The sequence below is a fragment of the Polyangiaceae bacterium genome, from assembly GCA_016715885.1.
In the GTDB taxonomy this organism is placed as follows: domain Bacteria; phylum Myxococcota_A; class Polyangia; order Polyangiales; family Polyangiaceae; genus Polyangium.
On the sequence record JADJXL010000021.1, the window covers coordinates 67,732 to 88,372 of the forward strand.

The window sequence follows — 20,641 nt, forward strand, 5'->3', positions numbered from 1 at the left end:
CATATACCGTGCCGCCTCCCATTACCGACGCCCTTTCCACCCTGAGCGACCGAGGACTACGCCGCCTACTCGGCGCGCGCACTTTCCTGCGGGGGCTCGAGTACTTTCGACGTCGCGTTGTCGAGGACGTCGAAGTTCGCGACATGAGCGCCAGCGGCATCGTCCGCGCCAGCGACTCGGAACCTCATCCCGTGCGCGTCGAGCTGTCACCCGACGGCATCAAAAGCCACTGCACATGCCCGACGTTTGCCAAGGGAGGTCAGCACTGCAAACACGTTGCAGCGCTGCTCATCACGCTTCGCGATCAGGCACGAGGATCGCAGCCTCGGCAGAATCCGACCGGTCACGCGCCCATGCATCATCAAACCGCCCATGCAGGTGGCGATGCACTCAAGCGAGTTCGACGGCGTGAACGACATGGCGGCGTGCAACCACCGGCGGTCAATCCCGTGCCTGCGGTTTCCATGATCTCCTCCGTACCGACATCGAACCTCGCGGCGCCTCAAACGGACGCAACCGCCAAGCAGACGGGCATCGGTGCGTGGCTTCCGCCGGAAGGCATGGCCGGAGGGCGTCGCGTCGAGTTCCGACTGCACGTTCGTCAAGGTGCCCTTACCGTCACCGTGCTCGATGCCGAGGCGCGCGTGCCCGTTCTGCCCTCCGTTGCGCTCGCTTGGCAGGCGCTCTACCCGACGCCGGATCGCGATGCCCTGCGTCTGCTTGCTCGTTTCGAGAGCGGCAATCCACGTCATCCGGCCGTCGATGTACGTGGCGAAGACGTCGCCGAGCTGCTCCCGCTTCTCGAAGGTCAACGCGTCCTTCTCGAACCTGCGCTCATGCAGCTTCGTTTTGCCGACGACTCACTCAGGCCTCGCTTCGACCTCGAGACCGTCGGAGGCGACACGATCATCGTCAAAGTGAGCTTTGAAAAGCCCACCGACAAACGCCGTTTTTCGCTTCTTCAGGGTGGTTGGTTCGAGGGGTGGCCAGGCTGGCACATCGACACGCAAGAAGGCATCGCGCGACGCATCGACAAGCGCGTGTCTCCTGCGGCCATGCGGCGACTCCTTCGTTCTCCAACGATTGGCGAACCCATGCGTGATCTCGTGCGGATCATCATGCAGGGCTTGCCCAAGGTCGCGCTCGAAGTCGGCGCTGAATTGCCCGACCTCGCGCAGATCGTCGACGTCGTCGACTTGGCGCCCACGTTCCGCATGCGCGCAGGTGGATCGCTCGTCGAAGCGCGCGTGCAGCTTTGGGCTGCTTATGGCGACGAAGAAGTGCAAGTCCGCGCCGACGGCATCACGCCCCCAGTGCTCGTGCAGCCCCCCGAAGAAGGGATGAAACGCGCACGTTGCGTGCGCGTCGACATCGCCGCTCAACAGGACGCCGCAAGCAAGCTCGCAGCTCTCGGCTTGCGCCCCGACGACACGGGTCAGGGCTTCATCGCCAACGGTGATGCGGCCATTCGATTCTGGAGCGAAGGCCTCGCCGAGCTACCCGAAGACTGGGACTTGTTCGTCCCCGAAGATCTCGTCGACACGCAAGTTCGCCACAAGCCCATCGGAGCCTTTGCGAAGGTCACGAGCGGCATGGATTGGCTCAGCGTCAAGCTCACCTTCGAGAGCGAAGGCGTTGCGGTCGATCGCGAAGAATTGCGTCGATGCCTCGCCGAGGGCAAACGCTACGTGCGCCTCGAAGACGGGTCGTTCGCGACGCTCGATGCGGATGCCGTGCGCGCCATGCTCGATCGCGAAATCGAGCTGCTCACGTCTTCGGGCAAAGGCGGCAAGCTCCCGCTTTCTCATGCCGGGCGCATTCAGGAGCTGCTCGGGCACGCGAGCGGCGCGAGCGTTTCAGGTGGCGCGCGCGAGCTGTTCCACAAGCTCTCCAGCATCGGCGAGATCGAGAGCGCCAAGAAGCCTCGGAACCTGAAGGCCACACTCCGGCCTTACCAAGATGATGGTTTGTCCTGGCTCAAATTCATCCACGGCATCGGTTCAGGCGGTGTTTTGGCGGATGACATGGGTCTTGGAAAAACCGTTCAAACCATCGCGCTCTTGCTGTTGGTAAAACAGGAAGAGAAGCACCTGAAGACGCTCATCATCGCGCCGACCAGCGTCGTGACGAATTGGGAGCGCGAGCTCGAGCGCTTCTCACCGTCACTGCGCGTTGCGCTCTGGCATGGCGCAGATCGCAAAGAGCAAATCGAGGAAGTGCAGGAAGCGGAGGTGATCATCACGAGTTACGCGCTTTTGCGTCGTGATGAAGAGTTCCTCACGAAGCTCGATCTGACCTATGCAATCTTGGACGAAGCGCAGCACATCAAGAACCCGATGTCGGCAACGGCTGCGGCGGCCAAGCGTTTGAAGGCGCGTCGGCGGCTGGCACTCACGGGCACGCCGATCGAGAACCGCCTGAGCGAAATCTGGTCGATCTTCGATTTCGTATCGCCGGGGCTGCTCGGACCGCTCGACAAGTTCGAATCGCGCTTTGCGCGACCCATCGAAGCTGGCGACTACAAGACCGCGCAAAGGCTACGCGCGATCATTCATCCGTTCATCCTGCGACGTACGAAGCAGGAAGTGGCCAAGGATCTGCCCGAGAAGATCGAAACGGATCAGATCTGCGATCTCACGGGTGATCAGCGATCGATCTACATGCAGGTGGCGCGCGAAGTGCGAGCTCAGGTGCTGGGCGAGGTGGAGCGCGTGGGTCTGGCCAAGAGCCACATTCAGATCCTCGCGGGCCTCACGCGTTTGCGTCAAGCTGCGTGCGATCCGAGGCTCCTCGGTTTGCCGCGCGAGTTTGGCGACGACGACTCGGGCAAACTCATCGCGTTGCGCGAGCTCATTGCCGAAGCGGTCGAAGGTGGCCACAAGGTGCTCGTATTCAGTCAGTTCGTGATGATGCTCAAGATCATCGAGCGAGCGATGAAAGAGGACGGGGTCACGTACGAGTACCTCGACGGATCGACGAAGGATCGCGCGGAGCGTGTCGAGCGATTCCAGAATGATCCCACCGTGCCGGTGTTCCTCATCAGCCTGAAGGCGGGTGGTACGGGGCTCAATCTGACGGCTGCCGATACGGTGATTCACTTCGATCCGTGGTGGAATCCGGCGGTCGAGCAGCAGGCGACCGATCGTGCGCATCGCATTGGCCAGACCAAGGTGGTGACGGCGTATCGGCTCGTTGCAGCAGGGACGATTGAAGAGAAAATCTTGCAGCTCAAAGCGAAGAAGCGAGAGCTCGTGGCATCGGTGTTGAGCGAAGATCAGGGCGGGGCGAAGAAGCTGACGAAGTCGGATCTGGAAGAGCTATTCGCGGTCGACTGAGCGCCTCTTCCTCCCCCTCTCCACCGTGTGGAGAGGGGGCAGGGGGGTGAGGCATTCTCCCCCTCTCCACCGTGTGGAGAGGGGGCAGGGGGGTGAGGCTATTTCTTCCCGCTCATGACCATCAGGTGGTACTTGCCGAACTCGCTTTGACCGAGGGTGAAGAGGACCTCGATGAGGAGCCTGTAGGGCGTGGTTTTGTCGACGACCACGATGGCTTCGGACGAGTTGGGGTTCAGGCCTTTTGCGGTGCGGACGGCCTTGTCGATGTCGCGAGCGTGCTGCAGGGCGTTGCCGAGGGGGACGATGAACATGTCGTTCGGCCCGCCTCGTTTGTATTTCGCGTCGATGCCCGTTTGCGCGAGTTGATCGCGTGGGGGGAGCTTGACGACGGGCGAGGATTCTTGGCCGACGAGGATTTGGCTCTTGGAGACGACGATGAGCACGCCTTCTTCGGCGGGTTCGCCGGTCATGACGGACGCGGGCAAACGCAGATCGTCGGACTGAGGGATGGCGCCGGCGGAGGATGCGAGGCTCTTCAGGAGGAAGACGAGGATGATCGTCATCAGGTCGAGCATCGCGGTGATGTTGAGGAAGTCGATCTCGGGCTCGCGAGCGTTTCTTCTCTTGGCCTTCCGGAGGGCGGCCTTGAAGCGGACGACGCTGGCCTTTTGTGGATTCGAGGCCGTTTGTCCGGTGCTCATCGCCCTGCTCCCACGACACCGAAGTGCACATCCGGGAAGAGGTCTTCTTCGCCATCTTTGCGCAGCGCATCCATCGTATCGATGATGGTTGCGTAGTCGATTCCGCCGTTCGCAGTGATGGTCACCTGCGTTTCCTCCTTGAACTCGGGGCGGGCACCTTTGAGTTTTTTGGCGCAAGCGGTGACGGTGGCGAAGTCGTGTTTTTGTTCTCCGCCGACGTTTTGTATCGGGACGGTGATGCCGGCGCCGGTGCCTTGACAACCTGGGGCGATGTTGCCGCTCGAGGTTTTGAGCGAGATGCCGTCTTTGGTGACGAAGGCGGACAGGTTGAGAGCCTTGGTGGCGACGTCGCTCTTGCCTTTGCCGCCGATGGCTGGCGGGGTCGTGTCGATCGACGTGATGAACGTGACCGACACGCTAGCGAGCACGAACATCATCACGTTGGTGATGATGTCGAGAAAGGGGACGATGTTGAGCTCTCCCGCCTCTTCGCCAGGTTGCGGCTCTACAGGCTGCGATAGCCGCCTGATGCGGGATCGCTGTGCGGCGCTGAGCGGGGCATCGTTGTTCTCGGCCATGTAGCGCGCGCTCTAGAGGTTGGGCTTGCTGATGGTGAGGAGGTTGAAGACCCGCTCGGTCGTACTCTCCAGGTCGTGCTGGATGTTCTTCGCTCGGGTGTGAAGGAAGACGTGCGCGACCATGCACACAACGGCGATACCGAGACCGAAGGCGGTATTGTACATGGCTTCGGCGATGCCGTTCGACAGCATTTGTTGCTTGACTGCCGCGGACAAACCGGGAGCGGCGATGGACGAAAACGTCTTGATGAGACCGCTGACGGTGCCGACGAGACCGATGAGGGTCGCGATATTGGCGAGTGACCAAAGGGTTCCGACGCGTTTCTCGACGGCCGGTTTCAGCTCGGAGAGTTTTTCGCTGAGCGCGGCGTCGATTTCGTCGGCGCCTTTGCTTGCCTGGGTCAAACCCGCTTTGACGAGTTGCAGGATGGGGTAGTCGCCGGCGTCGCACAGCTTGATGGCGCGGTCGATGTTGCCTGCGACCACGAGCTTCTTGATCTGAACGAAAAACTCTTTGGAGTTGACGCGGTAGCGATCGAGTTGGAAGTACGTCCGCTCGATGATGATGGTCACTACGACGGCGGAGACGACCACGTTCATCATGAGGAACGTGGGGTTTTCCTTGATGGCCGCCCACATTCCGACCTCGCTCCCGCCTTCCGCCGCCAACATGAACAGGTGACGCATCCTCGCGGTCCTTTCTTCCTGCTTACTTTCGATGTGTCCGAAGCGTCGTGACGAAACTATTGAAGCCTCGGCGCGCGCGAAACGCGCGAGGGCGCCGAATATATAGCCGTCGCTCGATCGTCAGGGCAAGCAAAGCGCGGAAGCTGGACGGAGGCGTGGGGAACACTGAGATCGTGAAGATGTCGCTCGGCGCGTGAGAACAATCGAGTGCGGTGGCGCTGGATCCTTTCATGCGATTTGCAAAAGACACGAGTCTTCGAGATCCAGACCAAATGTGCTTGACGTCGGGTGGTCTGAGTCGCGAAGATGCGCCCGCCCAGCCAATATCGAACTTCCCCGATGCACCTCGAACGATGCGGACGTGAAGAGCGGTATGAGCAGGGTCGACGGAAGGAAGCGCAACACGCTACTTGCGTCGGGACGCGCCGCTCGGTTAGCGTCTTCGACTGCATGGATGCGTTGGCCGATCGCCTTGCATACGATGTGGGGTGCGAGGCCGCGACAAACGGCGAAATCGCACGAAGAACGTCGCAGTACCTGCCGCATTCCGAACCGATACGGTTTTCAAATAGAGGGCGACACCTCGGCCCCAAATGGACGAGAGGCGCAAGCTGGAGGACGAATAAATGCACGCGATGTACGAGCACTTCAAAGAGGGTGGATGGGGCATGTGGCCCATCTTGTTTTGGTCGATCCTCACGATCGGCATCATCGTCGAGCGCGCGATCTACTTGTTTGGCTCGGCGATCAACAAGGACGTCTTCCTCGCCACGATGCAGAAGTGCATCCTCGCTGGCGACGTTGCCAAGGCCGTCAAGATGTGCTCCGCCGCGAACGCGCCGCTCGCTCGCATCGTGCAAGCAGGCCTTGTCAAGGTGAATCGCCCTGACGAGGAAGTGCAAGCAGCGATGGACGAAGCCGCTCTTCGCGAACTGCCGAAGCTCAGCGCACGCACGGCCTACCTTGGCCTTCTTGCAAACCTGTCCATGCTCTCGGGCCTCCTCGGCACCGTGACGGGCCTCATCATCGCCTTCGGATCCGTCGGTGGTGAGTCGGTCGATCCGAGCCAAAAGGCTCGCGTGCTCGCGCAAGGCATCTCCGAAGCCATGAACTGCACCGCGTTCGGTCTCGCGGTCGCCATCTTGGGCCTCATCGGCTTCGCCGTTCTCAACGGCAAGACGCAACAGGTCGAAGACGACATCAACGAGGCCTCCGTCATGGTGCTCAACCTCGTCGTGTCCAACCGCCAAAAGGTCAACGTCAACGCCGTCGGTCAAGCGGCTGCGTGATGGCCACCGAGGGGCAGCTTCCGCGCCGAAGCTGCCCCTTGTTCTCCCAAGACTTCCGAACGTCTGGATGATTTTTCTCGGAAACTTCCCACGTCGAACGGTTGTCGAATTCCAGGCGCCCTCGCCATGAGCGCGAGGTGATTCGCAAAAAGCGGGGGTGCGAAAAGCATCCCAGCCCAATCATGCTCGCAAGCTCGAGCGTTGCAGGAGGCACAGCATGGGTGGCGTAGATGTCGGCGGCGAGGGTGGGAAGAAGAAGGCAACCAATACCGAAATCAACATGGTCCCCTTCATCGACCTGTTGATGTGCACCATCGCATTTCTCTTGATCACCGCCGTTTGGGTCACCAACTCGCGCATGAACGCGGATGCTCAAGTTCCCGGGCCACCGAACCCCGACAAGGAACTCACTCCGCAAACGCCCGAAAAAGTGCTGAATCTGCACATCGGCGAAACCGACTTCGCCCTCATCTGGAAACAGGGCGCTACGGTCGTCAGTGAAATCCGCGTACCGAAAAACTCGAACCCCGATAACCCGATCATTCGGTACCCCGAGCTCGCTGCGAAGATCAAAACCGAGTGGGAGCAAAACGGCAGCCACCGAGATCCCAGCGACAAGAAGCTCGATCAAGCGATCATGCACAGCGACAATCGCGCTCCTTTCAAGGAGATCATCGCCGTGCTCGACGCTCTTTACGCCACCAAACGCGTGGTGAAGCTTCCCGACGGTGACAAAGAACTTCCCGTCTTCAACATGACTTTCTCCGTTCGATGAGGAGCACACGTCAATGAGTGGCGGAAAATCTCACGGGCATTCCAAGCACCACAACCCGCACGCACACGTCATTCATCAACCGGGCAAACGGTTGATGCACGGCATCCAGTTGAAGTTCGTCCAAAACAAGGTCGGGGGCCACGGCAAAAGAGCCGTCGCCGGCGCCCTCAACTTGGTGAGCTTCATCGACTTCCTCATCACCACCGTCATCTTCCTGCTCATGTCGTTCTCCGCGTCCGGTGAAATCACCGTCGACAAGAACGTCAAACTGCCCAAGGCCGAGAACGTCGAAGACATCATCGACGCACCCATGGTCGCCGTGAACGGCAACCAAATCCTCGTCGACGGCGTCCTCGCAGGCTCCACGCGCGCCGTCGAAGAGCTCGGACGCATGCAGAAGATCGACGAGCTCTTCACGATCCTGAAGAACAAGCGCGAGCTGTGGAAGCAGATCCAGCCGAACAAGCCCTTCCCCGGCGTCTGCATCCTCCAGGTCGACCAGCAAGTCCCCGCACTCGTCGTCAAGAGCGTCTTCCAAACAGCCGCGTTCGCGGGTTACCCGAACGTCAGCTTCATGGTCGGCAAACTCCCCAAGTCAAACTGATGCCCCCCTCGGCGGACGAACGCCCGCGAGGCCTCCCATCCCTCGCACAATCCAAACAGGACCGCGCTTCCGGCAAGGTTCGGTATCCATCCACCAAGTTCTGGGGTTGGGTTGCCATCGTCCTCGCCGTCACGGGCATCGTTCACTGGAAACGTAGCCAGGGCGAAGTCGAAAGCACGCGCAGCACCCTGCTCGCCAAGCAACGCGCCGTCGTCACCGAACTTGGTCCACGCTGGTTTCCCCTGCGCGAAAAAATCGAGCGCTGGTCACTCGAGCTCGCCAAAGAACCCGGCGGCGAGGTCGTCGAGAAAAACATCCTCGCGTCGTGGAAGTTCCTGGACAAACCAGGCATCTATCTGCGCCTCGACGTCGACCAGGCAGCTTCTCCCGATACGCTACGCAAAGCCGCCAACGACTCGCTCCGCGACGGCTTCACCGCGTGCCTCTTCCGCGCCGACAACAAGAACCAACTGTCGGGCAAGGAATGCAAACGCACGCGCGAATGCGCCATGGGCGAAATCTGCAACGAGCTCGATCGATGCGCTCCACCGGCTCAGCCCTACAACTTGCGCGTCGCGTACAGGGCACTGCGCGTGCTCTCCGACGACTTCATTCGTGACGTGCAAGATGCCTCTGGAGACCTCGAGCTGCGAAAATACGTCCTCTTCTTCGAGGATACCGTGCAAGACGAGATCCCCATCGCGATCGGCCTGCTCGAACGCGCTCAATACTTCACGCTCGTGCTCGACGAGCCCGTCGACAACTTGAAGGTCCCGCAGGGCAGCTCGAAGAGCGAGGCGCTTCGGTCGGTCGTGCATCCTTCACGCGTCGGCATCTGGCGCCTTTCCGATGGCAAGCTCGTGCTCCGTGTTCGTCGCACGCCGGACGTCGAGCTCAAGCAGTCCGGTATGCCCCTCGACGAACGCGTCATGCTCGCGCAGCAGCGTCAGGCCTTGAGCTGTGCGCTGGCGGGCTCCGTGCGTGATGCCATGGGCGACACCGACGTTCCCGTCGAAAAACCTCAATAGCCGTTCTTCCTAGCGAACTGCACGATCTCGCGCGTCGATCAGGTGTGCGGCTGCGAGCTGTCTCCATGCGAGCGTGAACGACAGCTGCGCGCCCTGTTCCACCAAGCCAAACCTTTCGGCGCCGGACATTGCTGCGGGGCTCGCTCGCAATGCCGCACGTACTCCGAGCACCGGGCCCGTTGCGCTTGCCAGGATTGGCAAGCCAAACCCCAACGAAAACTCGAGCCCCGGTTCGTTCAGCGGGTTCGTCGGTAGCCGTGGAATCGTCCAATAGGCTCCAAGGCCGATCGCGAACGAGTCGATGGCGAGATCGAGCCGGCCGCTGCCGATCTGCAAGTTGAACGCCGTACGCGCCAAAAACAGCGGCTCGATGACGAGGCCCGTCGAGATCGAGCGCGGAGTGCGGCGCCCTTCGTCGAACGCATCCGTGTAGTGCACATAGACGCCGGCCGACGACAGGAGCATCGCGGATGCGAAGGCTGCAAGCGCGGGGCCTTCTTGCATCACGGCAACGCCGGCACCGATGCGCAAGTCGAGGTCGCCGTCGTAACGCCCGTAGGCTCCGTCGTCATCGGTCGCATGAGCGATGGTGGGCGCGAACAGGCCGATCGCCATGACGCAGGCGAAACCGCAGCGTTTGGCTCGGCGTTTACCCAGCGCGCTTCGATACGCTTTGGCCTCGGGCTTCAATGCTCGAACGCCTCCCGCATCGCATCGCGAAGTTCTGGAGCGAAGATGATCCGGCAGCGCGTGAGTGTTTCGTTGCGCAATCGATCGAGCAAGAACGAAACCTGAGACGGCGGTCGCGGACGGCCTTGCGGAAACACGACGTGTAGCGACTCGTCTTCCGCATACGGCACGTCCGTGGCGACATCGAGGCCCACATAGAGACTCGGATCGAGTCCAGCGTTCGAGGCGATCTCGCGTGCCTTGGCAAGAGCTCGCTCGCGGGCAGGTTCGTCCGGACAAGCGAACGCGTGGGTTGACTCGTCGCCTTGCGAATCAGGTGAAAGGTCCAGGGTTTTGAAGAGCGCGCGGGCGCGAAGTCTTTTGCAAAGGTCTGCAAGCACGGGGTCTTTGGCATCCTCCCATGCGTGGATCGCGCCGAGGAGCACTTGATCGTCGAGGTCGAGGTATTGCTCGAGCGAAGGGGTGTCGCCGCTGGCGATGACCGCGATCGCCTCGGGCAAGACGGGCAGCCGCGTGCCATCGGTGACGACGGCGAGCGCGCGACGCAGGATCGCGCCGATCATCCACTCGGCCGATCGCGTGGCTTTGTGGAAGTAGACTTGTTGGAACATGAAGTAACGCGCCAAAAGAAACGATTCGATCGCGACGATGCCTTTTTGGCCGTCGATGGCGAGCGATGGTGCGGCGTGTCCTGGAGGTCCGCTCGGTTCACTGAAGCGCAGGCTTCGAAGGAGCCAGGGCAGGTCGTAGTCACCGTAGCGCACGCCCGTCGCGTGAGCGTCACGCAGCAGGTAGTCACAACGATCGACGTCGAACGTGCCACTGACGGCACGAGCGAGGTACGGCAGTTCGTGCTTGCCGCGGATCAAGTCCGCGACGCGCCTCGGCAGTCCCGGGTCGTCTGCGGCGAGCGTGCGGTGCACGTCCGATGCGGGATCCAAGAGGATGCGCACGGTCCACTCCTCGTGTTCGACGGCGCCGGGCATGGCGCTTTCGAAGAGGTGCGAGAGCGGGCCATGCCCCACGTCGTGCAAGAGGGCTGCTGCGACGGCATCACGCGCGCGTTCGCTCGTCACGCGTTGCCAGAACGGCAGATCGCCATCGATTTGACGCAGTCGTGCGAGCAGGAGCTTCATGACGTGCGCGGCGCCGAGCGCGTGGGAAAACCTCGAATGTTCCGCGCCTGGATAAGCAAGCGACGTCAGTCCGAGTTGTCGGATTCTGCGGAGGCGCTGCAATTCGCGTGCATCGAGCAGGCGCGGGACGATCGCATCTTCTTCGCTTTCGAACGCGACGAGGCCATGGACGGCATCACGTAAAATCACATCTCCTCCGCAATACATCGTAAACGGGGAATGCTCGTCGGGCATCTCCGTACTGCTGTGGGTCTTCCCGGACGCACTCTACGGGGAGGTGGTAACGCGAGTGATCAGTGCAAAGGGTGCGGAAATCTAGCGTGCGCGGGTTTGGTGGTACCGACCGCGACAAACGTGATTCGACGAGCACGGTGTCCAGGAAAAACGACGTTGCGTTCGCTTTTCCGAGTGTCGCTCGCAGTTTCGTCGTGTAGTGTCCAACGATGGCACGAGCGTCGTTCGACGCATTGGTCAACCCTTCAGCCTCGTAGGTGAACCATGAGCTCCACCGGTGGACACGATGAAGGTGGGCTTCGCTTGGCCGGGGGGCCTTCGAACGCGGCACTCGCTACCGCGACCGACGAATCGGGCGATGAGCAAACCGACGGGCCGCTCCGGCGCCTCGATCACATCTTGCGCGCGCTTCCAAATTCAGAGCTCAACGCGCTCGTACGGCGCCTGGGCATTCGCATCGATCCGCAAAAGCGCATCGATCCGCCATCTCAGGTTGCTCGAGCGCTCGTGGGCATCCCCGACGTACGTGATCCGTCGCGCCTGCACCCAATCAGCCGCGAGCTTCTTTATCGCGTGGCCGAAGCAGGCGGAGCGCTCGTCGTGCCCTCGCTGCCCGCGGGACTCGAACCGCTCGTTGCGCGAGGCGTTGTGTACGCGCGCAAGATCGACGCGGGCATCGAGCTGGTTTTGCCCATCGCCTTTCTCGTGCAGATCAAGTCTTGGGAGGGCGAGGATCCGCGCGCGCTCCGAGCGCTTTTGTCACAGGCGTCCTTCGAAACCGCGAGCGCCATCGCGGCGCATTACTTGGGCCGTCCCGCAACGCCCCCCATCGCTCTGTCGCTCGAAGTTGCGTGGCAGCATCTGTCCGACGCCGAACGATTGCAGTCCGAAGTCGCGCGCTTGGCGCCAGCCGAGCGACGGCTGCTCGAAGCCATCGACGCCGTGGGCGGCGAGGTGGATACGCAAGAGCTTCTGGATCTCGAACGGGAACCGATGCGTTTGCGAGGAGCATCGGGTGTCACCGCGAGTCGTCGTGGTGCAGGGTTTGCCCTGGAACGCCGCGCATTTTTGATCCCCATTCATCCCAATCGTCACGTCATTCCGACGGAAATCGGCCACATCGTCGGCGCGGAACGTCGCAAGCTTCGAGAAGCGAGACGTGCGCAAATCCGCTCCTTCGTCCTCGAAGAAGATCACGCTCCTCGACGCGCCCGATTCGCGTCCGATCCTTCGATGCTCGCCGTTGGGCTCGCCTTCGCCATGCGAGAACCAGCCAGCGATGTTCGTGCAGGAAGTGAAGTACGTACGGGCGTTGGAACTCCGCGTTCACTCATCGTTCGTCTCGCGCAACGGTTCGGGCGTGACGTCGAAACCGTCGCGCTTTCTGCCGCGCTGTCTCGAGCCATCGGTCTCTGGGAGCCGACGTCCGCATCGATCGTCACCCCCCCAGGCTCGTTCGCCATTCGTGAGATCACGCGAGTTCTGTTCAACACGTGGCGTCGAGGTGGTGCATGGGACGAAGCGCGGCCCGAGCGTGAAGTGTTGCGCGGTGCTGCAGAAGGCCGGGAATCCAGTCCCATCGGCGCGCTTCGCGAAATGGTCCTCGATGCGCTGCAAGAGCTTGGCGAAGGTCGCTGGGTCCCGTGGTCGTCTCTTCGTGGGTATCTCGCGGCCGACGATCGTATTGGCGGTGTCGAGCGGTTGGTACGTCGCTGGGCCGAACGCATGGGCATCGAAGCGATCGACGTGAGCGAGATCGTTCGGCGTATCGCGCTCGAATCCTTGCCAGCCTTGGGCGTCTTGGATCTCGGCGGCGAAGGCGAGCTCGATGGAGGTCTCGCGCTGCGTCTCACGCCGCGCGGTCGAGCACTTCTTGCCGGCGTCGATCCTTCGGTCGACACGGAGTCGAGCCGTTTCGTCGACACGCATGTGCTCCAGATCCATCCATCCACCCGCGTGGCGCACGCGTTGGCGCTCGCGCCGTTCGCCGAGATCAGTCGCATCGGCGACAAGATCGACGTGGTCATCGCTTCCGCATCGGTTGCGCGCGCTCTCTCTGCAGGGCTCGAAAGCGATGTGTTGCGGGCGCGGATCGAAGCCGTCGCGATGTTGCCCGACAACATTTCCCAAATGCTCGATCAAGCGAGCGTCGTCCTTGGTCGAGCGACGTTCGTGCCCGTTTCAGGGTTTTTGTGGATTGAAGATCAAGAAGTGCGCGAGCTGCTTCGAACGCGGCGGCCCGTCGCCGACATGTTCGTGGATCCATCGCCACCTTCGGGCCTGCTCATCGGCCCCGACGTCGATCTCGAGCGCCTCGTGCGGCGTAGTCGAGCGCTCGGGGTGGAGATCGAAGCCGATGGTAACTTGATCCGCGCGCGATCTCTCAGTCCACAACCCGGTGTGCCGGAGACGTCGCGCCCCGTGTCTGCAACGCGCCCACGCACACGTACGCCGACCTCGCGCACGCCGCGTACGTAAGGTTTGTCCTTACATCATCCCATCCTCAGGGATGCGTCGAAAACGGCGAGAATGATGGACGTTTGTCCTATGCTCCCGGGACGGCCCTTGATTTCGGCCTACATTCTCAGCGCTCGTGCACTTTTTCCTCAGCCTCGTCGCCCGTTCTGACGGATACTCGGGACGCATGACGGAGGAGAGGCTGCCGAGGGTTGTAATTGGGCTCGCGATCGCGTTCAGCCTTGCCGTCCTGCTCGCCCAACCGAAGTTCAAGGCGCTCGAGCGTCGTCTGGGTGTCACTGTCCTGATTTCTGCTGGTCTTCCGTTTCTCGGCATGGGCGCGATTTTTGCGCGAGAAAGCGTGGGAGTGCTCACGCCGACGGTGCTCAGCGATCTGAAGCCCGCGTTCGAGTTTGGGCTTGGTTGGATTGGGTTTCTCGTCGGCTTGCACTTCGATGTTCGCAAGCTCGATTCGCTGCCTGCGTCGCTCGGACCGGTCATCGTGCTCGAGTCGTTCGTGCCGATGTTCACGACCGCGGTGCTGTGCGGCATGGCGCTCATTGGGATGGGTGTGCCTTGGGAGCATCACGATTTCGTGCGTGATGCGCTCGTGCTTGCAGCGTGTGCGGCGCCGAGTGCGCCGATCAGCATGGAAGTTTGGCAGCGGCGCGTTGGACCGAAGGCGGCGCGCATGATCGATGAAGTCACGAGCATCGACGAAGTGGTGGGGCTCGCGGTGCTTGCGGCCGTTGCGATTTATTTCAGACCCGAAGGAACTGGCATTCAGTGGCAATTGCCGTCGAGCGCGTGGTTCTTGGTGACACTCGGTCTTGGCGGAACGCTTGGAATCATCAGCTACGTGCTTTTGCGCGGAGCGCACAACGCGGCCGAGGAGGTTGCGCTCTTGCTCGGTGCCGTTGCGCTTTCCGCGGGTGTTTCTGGGTATCTCGCGCTCAGTGTCCCTGTCATTTGTGCCATTGCGGGCGCGCTCATGGCGAACCTTCCCATGCGTGATCTCCAGGGGCTTCGGGCGACGTTGATGACGGTCGAGCGGCCCATTTATCTCATCTTTTTGCTCGTCGTCGGGGCGCAGTGGCGGCCTGGTGAATGGCAGGGATGGGTGCTCGCGCCCGCGTTTGTCTTGGCACGTGTCGCAGGCAAGCGTCTCGGGGCGATCTGGTCCAAACGTTTGGGGCCGAAAGGTTTGCCCTCGGCGCGGATGCTCGCACTTGCACTTGCACCACAGAGTCCCATTTCGATCGTCGTCATCGTCAGCGCTGCGACGCTGTATGGAAGCAATGCGCCCGAACGAGTTCGGTGGGCCATTAACGCTGTGATCATTGGTGGCGTCTTGTCCGAAGGCGTCGTTCGGTTCTTGGAATGGCGTCGTCGCCGAACGGCGGATCTCACGCCTTTGCCGATCGTGCCGACGCCGCAAGTTGCGCCGATCGTTGCGCCGATCGAGGACAAACCCGTGCCGACTGCGCCGACGCCCAAAGAGGAGGTGTCGTCGTGATTCGTGCGGCGCTCGTCTTGGCGCTCGTCGCCGGCATCTCCTTTGCCGCAAGGTCGTTCTTGCCGGCGGACGTGACGATCACGGGTTCCGGTGCGGCGCTTGCCTTTGGTTTTCTACTCCTGGCAGCGATGCAGACGGCGCACATCTTCCACGCGCTGCGGTTGCCGCATCTCACGGGATTCATTCTTTGCGGCGCGCTCTTTGGTCCCGAGGTGCTGGGGCTCATCACGCCCTCGATGCTCCAAGACCTTACGCTCGTGAAGAAAGTCGCCGTGGGGCTCATCGCGCTCACCGCCGGCTGCGAGCTCAACTTTGCCAAGCTTTGGCCCAAGCTTCGCACCATCGGAGCCGTCGTCGTCGCGAGCCTCGCGGCTTGCGCCTGTCTGCTTTTTGCATTCTTTTTCGCCATTTCAGCGCAATTGCCGTTCATGTCGGAGCTCGATGCGTCTCAGCGGGCCATCGTGTCGCTCATCTTGGCGAACGTGCTCTGCGCGCGTTCACCCGCGGTCGTGATCAGCATTCTCAAGGAGGCGCGCGCGGCTGGGCCCGTGAGTGAGCTTGCCTTGTCGACCGTCGTCGTCGCGGACCTTTCGGTCGTCGTCACGTTTGCTTTCTCCGACTCGCTCGCGCACCGAGTCTTCCCGGTTGCCGGTGCTGCTCCAACGTCCGTTTTTGGAGCTCTTGCGGCACATATCCTCGGGTCGATCGTCGTCGGTATCGGTATTGCGCTGATCTTCGGTCTCTACATTCAACGTGTTCGGCAGCGCATTGGATTGTTCGTCTTCGTCGTGCTGTTCGTCGTCGCCGAGGCGGGTCGTGCGTTTCATCTCGATCCGCTCCTCGTGGGTTTGTCCGCGGGGCTCTTTCTCGAAAACGTCAGCCCCGTGAGCGGGCACGAAGTCGTCCACGAAACCGAAATCGCAGCGATGCCTACGTTCGCCGTCTTTTTTGCGGTCGTGGGGGCCGAGGTGCATCTGCACGCCTTCTTGTCGGTCGCGCCGTTTGCGGTGCTCGCGGCCCTCGTACGAGCTGGCGGCATGTTCGCCGGTACGCTGCTCGCCGCGCGCGCCGTCAAGCTGGAGCCGGCCATTGCGCGCAAGGTTCCCTTCGGCATGTTCCCGCAGGCGGGCATTGCCATCGGTCTTGCTGGCCTCGTGGCGACATCTTTTGCCCCGTGGGGTCAAGATGCAGCGACGCTCATCCTCGGCACCGTCGTCATCAACGAGATGCTCGGTCCCGTGCTGTTTCGCATGGCTCTTTCGCGGGCCGATGAAATTGGCAAAAAGCGTGATCCGAGCCTCGCAGATGAGCCTTCTCACGCTCCTACACCCGAAGTCGACGCCGAGGCGTAGTAGATTCCCTACGGGATATCCTTCGTTTTCCCGTCAGCGATGCTTGGAGCTCAAACGTGACCGACCTGTCGCAATCCCCAGGGCCCTCCGGTGATTCCTTTCCTTGCTCGAGCTGCGGAGCAAAACTCGCCTACGACGCCACGATCCAAGCGCTCAAGTGCCCCTACTGCGGCGCGCAGCAAGCCATGCCAGCGGCTCCTACGGGCCTCGTACGCGAGATCCCCATCGAAGAGGGCATGCGCCTTGCCGAACGCGGATACGGCACACCTGTCACGCAAGTAGGCTGCAACGAATGTGGAGCGGTCGTCAGCGTCGCGCCTGGCGAGCAAACGGCGACGTGCACGTTCTGCAAGTCGCATCAGGTGCTCGCGCGTGAAGCGCTGGCGAACCCGATTCGCCCCGAGTCCGTCGTCCCGTTCAAAATCGACAAAAACAACGCTGCGACGCGCTTCGAAGAGTGGCTTGGCGCGCTTTGGTTTCGCCCGAGCGACTTGCGGAAGATGGCCAAAGTCGAAGGGCTCGCCGGCGTGTACATCCCGTACTGGACCTTCGATGCGCGCGTCTACTCCACATGGAGGGCGCAGGCTGGCTACCACTATTACGTCGATGAAACGTACACGGACGAGCAAGGCAAACAGCAAACGCGAAAAGTCCAGCACACGCGCTGGGAGCCCGCGAGCGGCCGGCGCACGGATGTTTTCGACGACATCATCATTTGCGCCTCAAAGGGATTGCCCCACAACCTCGGGGATCAATTTCGTTCCTTCGACACCAAAGCATTGACGCCGTATCGACCCGAATTTTTGGCCGGCTGGCGCGCCGAGGCCTACGCCGTCGACCTCATGCCCGCGTGGGACACGGGCCAGAGCAAGATGGCGAGCGTTCAACAGTCACGCTGCGCGGGTGACGTTCCAGGCGACACGCACAAGGACCTCGAGGTTCACAACGAGTTCTCGCGCGTCACGTTCAAGCACGTGCTCTTGCCCGTGTGGGTGGCGGCGTACCGGTATCAGGACAAACCCTACCAGTTCCTCGTCAACGGACAGTCGGGCGAGGTCGTGGGGAAAGCGCCGTACTCAATCATCAAGATCGTGCTCTTCATCCTGTTTCTCGCGGCTATCGCTGCGGGCATCTACTTCGCGACTCGGCGCTAGATCCACGCCGTTCACCCCTTCCGTTCGCTCGTTCGTCTTGGCATCCGGTGCCAGCCGGTGCAGGCTTCGCCGCCATGCGACCGCTACATCGTCCTTTCCACCGCCGGTGGTCGTCTCGCGCGCTGGCCGCAGCAATCGCGCTTGCCGTGCCGCTCGCTGCACCGACCTTCACGACCGTCGCGCATGCCGCGCCCGCTGCGCCCGCTGCGCGTATCGACATACCGTTTACCAAGTACAAGCTCGACAACGGGTTGGTCGTGATCCTGCACGAGGATCACTCGCTACCGCTCGTCGTGGTCAACACCATCGTCAAAGTTGGTTCGCGCTTCGAGGAGCCCAAGCGCACCGGTTTCGCGCACCTCTTCGAGCACCTCATGTTCATGGGTACGCGTCGCGTTCCCACGAAGATGTTCGACGCTTGGATGGAAGCTGCCGGTGGATCGAACAACGCGTGGACCAGCCAGGATCGCACCGATTATTACGATCTCGGACCATCCAACACCGTCGACTTGCTCTTGTGGCTCGAGGCCGATCGATTCGCCTCGCTGGCCGACGAAATGACCTTGGACAAACTCAACGTCCAGCGCGAGGTCGTACGCAACGAACGTCGTCAGCGTGTCGAGAACGCTCCCTACGGAAAAGCCGATCTGCGTTTGTCCGAGCTCTTGTATCCCGTCGGGCATCCGTACCACCACCCCGTCATCGGCTCGCACGAAGACTTGCAGGCGGCGACGGTCGACGACGTCAAAGCGTTTTTCCGCCGTTGGTACGTGCCGAACAACGCGTCGCTCGTCGTCGCCGGCGACTTCGATCCTGCCGTGGTCAAACCCCTCATCGAGAAAAGGTTCGGCCCGCTTCGCAATACTCCCGTGCCGGCCGCGCCCGCCGCTCCGAAAGTCAAACTTGACAAGGTCGTGCGCGAAACGCTCAAGGACAACGTGGAGCTCGGCAAGGTCATGATGGCTTGGCACAGCCCCGCTCGATATGCGCCGGGAGATGCCGAGCTCGACCTTTTGTCGCTCGTGCTGACCGAGGGCAAGGTCAGTCGTCTCTACAAGGCGCTCGTTTACGATCAGTCGCTCGCGCAGGAAGTCGTGGCGTACCAGGCATCTCAGGATTCGGGATCGTACTTCCAGGTTGAAGCGATCGCGCAGCCTGGGGTTCCGCTGGAAAAACTCGAGGCGGCCATCGATGCGGAGTTGAAGAAGCTGACGTCGGAAACGATCAGTGCTGCCGAGCTCACGCGGGCGCAAAATCAGTACGAAACGAGCTTCGTTTCGCGGCTGCAATCGATTCACACGCGAGCGATGAACCTCAATCTGTACGAATCGTTCGTCGGTGACCCTGGGTTTGCCGAGAAAGACCTCGATCTTTATCGCGCCGTCACGCCGGCATCTCTTTTGGCCATCGCAAGAGGCACGCTCGATCCGAATGGGCGCGTGATCATCCACGTCGTACCCGAGAAAAAGCCCGAAGCACCGACGGCGGAGGCAGCCCGATGAAAGTCTTTCGATCGCTCTTTTTGTCGTCGTGCATCGCGCTCGTTGCTTGCGGCGGCGAGCAGGTGCAGACGCACGCCGGAAACAAGACCGCCAAGACGACGGAGACGAAGCAGGAGCCGCCCCCGGTCGTCGTGGACCTCGGCCCGCGTCCCGAACCTGGCCCGGCCAAACCTTTCACGCCTCCCGTCGTTGAAACGTTTCAAGCGAAAAACGGCATGAAGGTGTGGCTCGCGCCGCGTCGCGGCTTGCCACTCGTATCGATGTCCCTCGTCGTCGAAGGAGGTTCGTCGATCGATCCATCGGACAAACCCGGTCTCATGCACATCACGACCGACATGCTCGACGAAGGTGCTGGCAAACGCAGCGCCATCGAGATCTCGGGGGCCGTGAGTGATCTCGGCGCATCGCTTTCGATTCATACCGGCGTCGACGCGAGCACGTTGTCCGTCACGGTGCTGAAGAAGAACTTCTCTCCCGCGTTCTCGATTCTCGCGGACGTCGTCGCGCGTCCCAAGTTCGACGCGAAGGAGTTCAAGCGCGTATCGGAGCTTTGGCGCAACGACCTGAAATCGCGGCCCGACGAACCTTCGAGGGTTGCGCGTGTGGTCAATGCTGCGGTGCTTTATGGGCCGGGCACGCCATATGGACATCCGAGCGATGGGCTGCTCGAAGCTGCCGAGAAGATCGATCTCGCGACGATCAAAAAGTTTTACGCGGAAAACATTCGTCCCGATCGCGCAGTGCTCGTCGTCGCGGGAGACATCACGCGTAGTGAAGTCGAAGCGGCCATCGATGCGGATCTCGGGTCGTGGAAGGCGCCCAAAGCAGCGGCGAAGAAGGATCCCAAAGTCACGATTCCGGGCCCTCGAAAAGCTGCGGACAGGCCGAAGATCGTGCTCGTCGATCGTCCCAAGGCACCGCAATCGGTGATTGCCGTCGTTCGTGAAGGACTAATGGCATCCGAGCCCGATGCGATTCGGATCGATCTCGTCAACACGCCGCTTGGGGGATCATTTACTTCGCGGTTGAACCAAAATTTACGCGAGGAAAAACATTGGGCGTACGGGGCGCGCACGGCGTTCCTTGGCACGCGAGGCAAGGGAGCGTTTTGGGCGCTGGCTTCGGTAGAAACGCCGGCGACCGGTCCGGCGCTGAAGGAAACGCTTCGCGAGCTTCAGAAGATGGCGCAGGAAGGGCCGACGGCCGAGGAGGTCGAGAAGGCCAAAGCGCAGGATCGTGCGGACATGCTCAAGACGTTCGAAACGATCAGCGACACGGCGGATCGATTGGCGTCGCTTGCTCAACTGGGCCTGCCGCCGACGTACGACGCTGAGGCGACGCGGGTGCGTCAGTCGCAGAAGGTCGAGGAGGTGGCGGCCTTGGCAAAGGCGCAGGTGGATCCTGCCACTGCCACGATCATCGTGGTCGGGCCGAAGGAAGCCATCTGGTCGGACCTCGTGGCGCTTGGTTTGGGTGAGCCTGCGTTATGGGATGCCGAGGGCAAACCCGTCGTTGCAACTGCGGCTGCCAAGGCGGAAGAGGCAAAGCCGAAGGACAAACCAAAAGGCAAGTGAGCGGTAAGGTTTGTTGGGGATGAAGAAGC

Annotated in this window: 15 protein-coding genes and 1 pseudogene; 11 read left to right on the forward strand and 5 right to left on the reverse strand. The window is 61.6% G+C overall.

Annotated features, from left to right (window positions below; translation table 11 throughout):
• Positions 1-8: 8 nt before the first annotated feature.
• Positions 9-3,335, forward strand: a complete 3,327-nt coding sequence (locus tag IPM54_31310) for an SNF2 helicase associated domain-containing protein (protein MBK9264278.1) — start codon at positions 9-11, stop codon at positions 3,333-3,335.
• Between the two features lie 98 nt (positions 3,336-3,433).
• On the opposite strand, the gene IPM54_31315 is transcribed toward IPM54_31310, so the two are convergent.
• From IPM54_31315 to IPM54_31325, 3 genes are read right to left on the reverse strand one after another with little or no spacing between them, the layout of a single operon-like run.
• A complete protein-coding gene (locus IPM54_31315; protein MBK9264279.1) occupies positions 3,434-4,036 on the reverse strand; it encodes a biopolymer transporter ExbD in 603 nt (200 codons plus the stop codon).
• On the reverse strand, positions 4,033-4,614 hold the full coding sequence (locus IPM54_31320; GenBank protein MBK9264280.1) for a biopolymer transporter ExbD: 582 nt from the start codon (positions 4,612-4,614) through the stop codon (positions 4,033-4,035). The genes IPM54_31315 and IPM54_31320 overlap by 4 nt, the downstream gene beginning before the upstream one ends.
• 12 nt (positions 4,615-4,626) lie before the next feature.
• On the reverse strand, positions 4,627-5,301 hold the full coding sequence (locus IPM54_31325; protein MBK9264281.1) for a MotA/TolQ/ExbB proton channel family protein: 675 nt from the start codon (positions 5,299-5,301) through the stop codon (positions 4,627-4,629).
• 626 nt (positions 5,302-5,927) lie between these two features.
• Here IPM54_31325 and IPM54_31330 point away from each other — a divergent pair.
• From IPM54_31330 to IPM54_31345, 4 genes are all read left to right on the forward strand, one after another.
• Positions 5,928-6,590 (forward strand): MotA/TolQ/ExbB proton channel family protein, encoded by a 663-nt coding sequence (locus IPM54_31330; GenBank protein MBK9264282.1) that lies wholly within the window; start codon positions 5,928-5,930, stop codon positions 6,588-6,590.
• 217 nt (positions 6,591-6,807) lie between these two features.
• Positions 6,808-7,365: a biopolymer transporter ExbD gene (locus tag IPM54_31335; protein ID MBK9264283.1), complete on the forward strand. Its 558-nt coding sequence runs from the start codon at positions 6,808-6,810 to the stop codon at positions 7,363-7,365.
• Positions 7,366-7,459: 94 nt separating this feature from the next.
• Positions 7,460-7,969, forward strand: coding sequence for a biopolymer transporter ExbD (locus tag IPM54_31340; GenBank protein MBK9264284.1), 510 nt, complete (start codon positions 7,460-7,462; stop codon positions 7,967-7,969).
• Positions 7,969-8,997, forward strand: coding sequence for a hypothetical protein (locus tag IPM54_31345; protein MBK9264285.1), 1,029 nt, complete (start codon positions 7,969-7,971; stop codon positions 8,995-8,997). The genes IPM54_31340 and IPM54_31345 overlap by 1 nt, the downstream gene beginning before the upstream one ends.
• A 9-nt stretch (positions 8,998-9,006) precedes the next feature.
• Here IPM54_31345 and IPM54_31350 read toward each other — a convergent pair whose 3' ends face one another.
• Positions 9,007-9,612, reverse strand: a complete 606-nt coding sequence (locus IPM54_31350; protein MBK9264286.1) for a hypothetical protein — start codon at positions 9,610-9,612, stop codon at positions 9,007-9,009.
• Positions 9,613-9,683: 71 nt separating this feature from the next.
• Positions 9,684-11,012, reverse strand: a complete 1,329-nt coding sequence (locus IPM54_31355; GenBank protein MBK9264287.1) for an HD domain-containing protein — start codon at positions 11,010-11,012, stop codon at positions 9,684-9,686.
• Between the two features lie 441 nt (positions 11,013-11,453).
• Here IPM54_31355 and IPM54_31360 point away from each other — a divergent pair.
• The 6 genes and pseudogenes from IPM54_31360 to IPM54_31385 all read left to right on the forward strand — a co-directional run bounded on the left by IPM54_31360 (position 11,454) and on the right by IPM54_31385 (position 20,612).
• Positions 11,454-13,415 (forward strand): annotated as a pseudogene (locus IPM54_31360) (hypothetical protein).
• A 286-nt stretch (positions 13,416-13,701) separates the two neighbouring features.
• Positions 13,702-15,030 carry a hypothetical protein gene (locus IPM54_31365; protein MBK9264288.1) on the forward strand — a complete coding sequence of 443 codons (1,329 nt, stop codon included), beginning with the start codon at positions 13,702-13,704 and terminating at the stop codon, positions 15,028-15,030.
• The gene (locus IPM54_31370) at positions 15,027-16,382 is read left to right on the forward strand and encodes a cation:proton antiporter (GenBank protein ID MBK9264289.1); all 1,356 of its coding nucleotides are present in this window, start codon (positions 15,027-15,029) and stop codon (positions 16,380-16,382) included. The genes IPM54_31365 and IPM54_31370 overlap by 4 nt, the downstream gene beginning before the upstream one ends.
• Before the next feature lie 56 nt (positions 16,383-16,438).
• Complete coding sequence (locus IPM54_31375) at positions 16,439-17,536, forward strand: zinc ribbon domain-containing protein (GenBank protein MBK9264290.1); 1,098 nt, start codon at positions 16,439-16,441, stop codon at positions 17,534-17,536.
• Between the two features lie 74 nt (positions 17,537-17,610).
• A complete protein-coding gene (locus IPM54_31380) occupies positions 17,611-19,038 on the forward strand; it encodes an insulinase family protein (protein MBK9264291.1) in 1,428 nt (475 codons plus the stop codon).
• A complete protein-coding gene (locus IPM54_31385; GenBank protein MBK9264292.1) occupies positions 19,035-20,612 on the forward strand; it encodes an insulinase family protein in 1,578 nt (525 codons plus the stop codon). Before IPM54_31380 ends, IPM54_31385 begins: the two co-directional genes overlap by 4 nt.
• Positions 20,613-20,641: the final 29 nt, after the last annotated feature.